Here is a 3085-nt window from a genome sequence, read left to right on the forward strand (position 1 = left end):
TCCGCGACCGGCCAGGCGGCGGTGACCACCGTCTCGCCGCCCGTCAGCGCCGTCCAGAGCTCCTCGGTCACGAACGGGATGACCGGGTGCAGCAGACGCAGCAGCTGGTCCAGAACGTGCCCCAGCACCCGCCGGGTCGCCTCCGCCGCCGGCCCACCGCCCGCGAGCGTCGGCTTGGTCAGCTCGACGTACCAGTCGCAGACGTCGTCCCACGCGAAGTGGTAGAGGGTGTCGCACATCTTCGCGAACTCGTACCCCTCGAACTGCTCGTCCACCTCGGCGATCACGTGCTCCAGCCGGGAGAGGATCCACCGGTCGACCGTCGACAACTCGGTGGCGTCGGGCAGCTCGCCGGCGACCGTCGCGCCGTTCATCAGGGCGAAGCGGGTGGCGTTCCAGAGCTTGTTGCAGAAGTTGCGCGAGCCCTGGCACCACTCCTCGCTCACCGGCACGTCCGAGCCGGGGTTGGCACCGCGGGCCAGCGTGAAGCGGGTCGCGTCCGCGCCGAACCGCTCGATCCAGTCCAGCGGGTCGACCACGTTCCCGAACGACTTGGACATCTTCTTGCCGTACTGGTCACGCACCATGCCGTGCAGGGCGACGACGTTGAAGGGCTGTACCCCGTCCATCGCGTACAGGCCGAACATCATCATCCGGGCGACCCAGAAGAAGAGGATGTCGTAGCCGGTCACCAGCACGCTGGTCGGGTAGAACTTCGCCAGCTCGGCCGTCTGCTCGGGCCAGCCCAGCGTGGAGAACGGCCAGAGCGCGCTGGAGAACCAGGTGTCCAGGACGTCCTCGTCCTGGCGCCAGCCCTCGCCGGAAGGCGGCTGCTCATCCGGCCCGACGCAGACCACCTCGCCGTTCGGGCCGTACCAGACCGGGATGCGGTGACCCCACCAGAGCTGCCGGGAGATGCACCAGTCGTGCATGTTGTCGACCCAGGCGAAATAGCGCTTGGAGAGCTCCGCCGGCTCGATCGCCACCCGACCGTCGCGCACCGCGTCGCCGGCCGCCTTGGCCAGCGGCCCGGTGTTGACGAACCACTGCAGCGACAGGCGCGGCTCCACCGTCGTCTTGCACCGCGAACAGTGCCCCACGGCGTGCACGTACGGCCGCTTCTCGGCCACGACGCGCCCCTGCTCACGCAGCGCGTCGACGATCGCCGGCCGCGCCTCGAACCGGTCCAGTCCCTCGAACGGCCCGTGCACGGTCACCACACCGCGCTCGTCCATCACCGCCAGGCTCGGCAGCCCGTGACGCTGGCCGATCTCGAAGTCGTTGGGGTCGTGCGCCGGGGTGACCTTGACCGCGCCCGTCCCGAACGCCGGGTCGACGTGTTCGTCGGCGACGATCGGGATGCGCCGACCGGTCAACGGAAGCTCCACCTCCGTGCCGACCAGGTGCTTGTAGCGCTCGTCGTCCGGGTGCACCGCCACCGCCGTGTCACCGAGCATCGTCTCGGCCCGGGTGGTCGCCACCACGATCGCGCCCGGCCCGTCGCCGTAGCGGATCGAAATCAGCTCGCCATCGTCGTCGGAGTGCTCCACCTCGATGTCGGAGAGCGCGGTGAGGCAACGCGGGCACCAGTTGATGATGCGCTCCGCCTGGTAGATCAGGCCGTCGTCGTAGAGCCGCTTGAAGATCGTCTGTACGGCGCGGGAGAGCCCCTCGTCCATCGTGAACCGCTCGCGCTCCCAGTCGACCGAGTCGCCCAGTCGGCGCATCTGGCCGAGGATCGCGCCGCCCGACTCCGCCTTCCACTGCCACACCCGGTCGACGAACTTCTCGCGACCCAGGTCGTGGCGGGACAGGCCCTGCGCGGCGAGCTGCCGCTCGACGACGTTCTGCGTCGCGATGCCGGCGTGGTCCATGCCCGGCATCCAGAGCGCCTCGAAGCCCTGCATCCGCTTCCGACGGATCAGCGAGTCCTGGATGGTGTGGTCGAGCGCGTGCCCGACATGCAGCGAACCGGTCACGTTCGGCGGCGGGATGACGATGGTGAACGGCGGCTTGCCGCTGTCGGGATCCGCCCGGAAATACCCCGCCGATACCCACTGCTCGTACCGTCGCTGCTCTACCTCGCCAGGCTGGTACTGGGCCGGAAGGGTCGGGGCTGCGTCGCTGTGGGTCTGCGGTGTCTCGGTCACCCGTAGAGTCTACGGAGCGGCGGTCGAGCGCCCGCGTGCCCCACCACCGATTGCCGTACGGTGTCGGCTATGCCCGACGACGAGATCTTCGCCGGCCGCCCGGCGGTCGACCCGGAGCCGATCGACGTCACACCACCACCCCGCGGCCCCGGCGATGACGAGCCGAAACCTCGCCGCTCACGGCGCGCCAAGATCCTCCTCGGCTCGCTGCTCGCGGTCGGCCTCGTCGGAGCCGGCCTGCTGGGTTCGGTTGGTTGGCGGGTCGCCCAGCAGAAGGACGCCACGTTGGAGACGCCGGCCCGGGCCGCCGGTCTCACGCTCGACGAGAGTGAACGGGCCCGGGCGACGGCGGACTACCTGCGCAGCGCCTTTGCGGCCCGGATCAACCTCGACCGGAGCGTGGGCGCGGTCTACGCGGATCCGGCCGACTCGCGCCGGAGCATCCTGATCTTCGGCGGCACCACGCTGCTGTGGTCACCGGAACGGGACCTCGACGACCTGTTCGACGTCGTCGCCGATGACTCCGGCGCCGTGACGGGTCTGCACGAGGTGGCCGCGGGCGACCTGGGCGGCGTGATGAAGTGCGGCACGACGTCGACGGGGGACGGCGATCTCGCGGTCTGCGGGTGGGCCGACCACGGCAGTGTCGCGATCGCCATGTTCCCCGGCCGGAGCCCGGCGGATGCGGGCAGCCTGCTACGCGACATCCGCGGCGCCGTGCAACACCGCTCCTGACCGAGCCCAAAGGGCGGCCCACACACTCCACCCATATGCTCCACAGGGCTCCCGGCTCCCGGCTCCCGCCCTCCCGGCTCAGCGGCCCGGACTCCCTCGCCGCTCCACCGGGCCGCGGGCTCCCGCCCCGTGGATCAAGGGCATGTTCCCGTGGTGTGATCTCCGATCGTGTGAATATGTCCGTGATCGGCGCGCTGTTC

At 70.3% G+C, this 3085-nt stretch carries 2 protein-coding genes; one reads left to right on the forward strand and one right to left on the reverse strand.

Annotated features, from left to right (window positions below; genetic code table 11):
- Nucleotides 1–2150, reverse strand: a 2150-nt coding sequence (locus AB0J06_RS23345) for a valine--tRNA ligase (protein WP_357431296.1), incomplete at its 3' end; no start/stop codon positions are given.
- 69 nt (nucleotides 2151–2219) lie between these two features.
- On the opposite strand from AB0J06_RS23345, the gene AB0J06_RS23350 reads away from it, so the two are divergent.
- Nucleotides 2220–2885: a hypothetical protein gene (locus tag AB0J06_RS23350; RefSeq protein ID WP_357431298.1), complete on the forward strand. Its 666-nt coding sequence runs from the start codon at nucleotides 2220–2222 to the stop codon at nucleotides 2883–2885.
- Nucleotides 2886–3085 lie beyond the last annotated feature (200 nt).

It is taken from the genome of Micromonospora sp. NPDC049679 (genome assembly GCF_040659735.1).
Lineage (GTDB): Bacteria > Actinomycetota > Actinomycetes > Mycobacteriales > Micromonosporaceae > Micromonospora_I.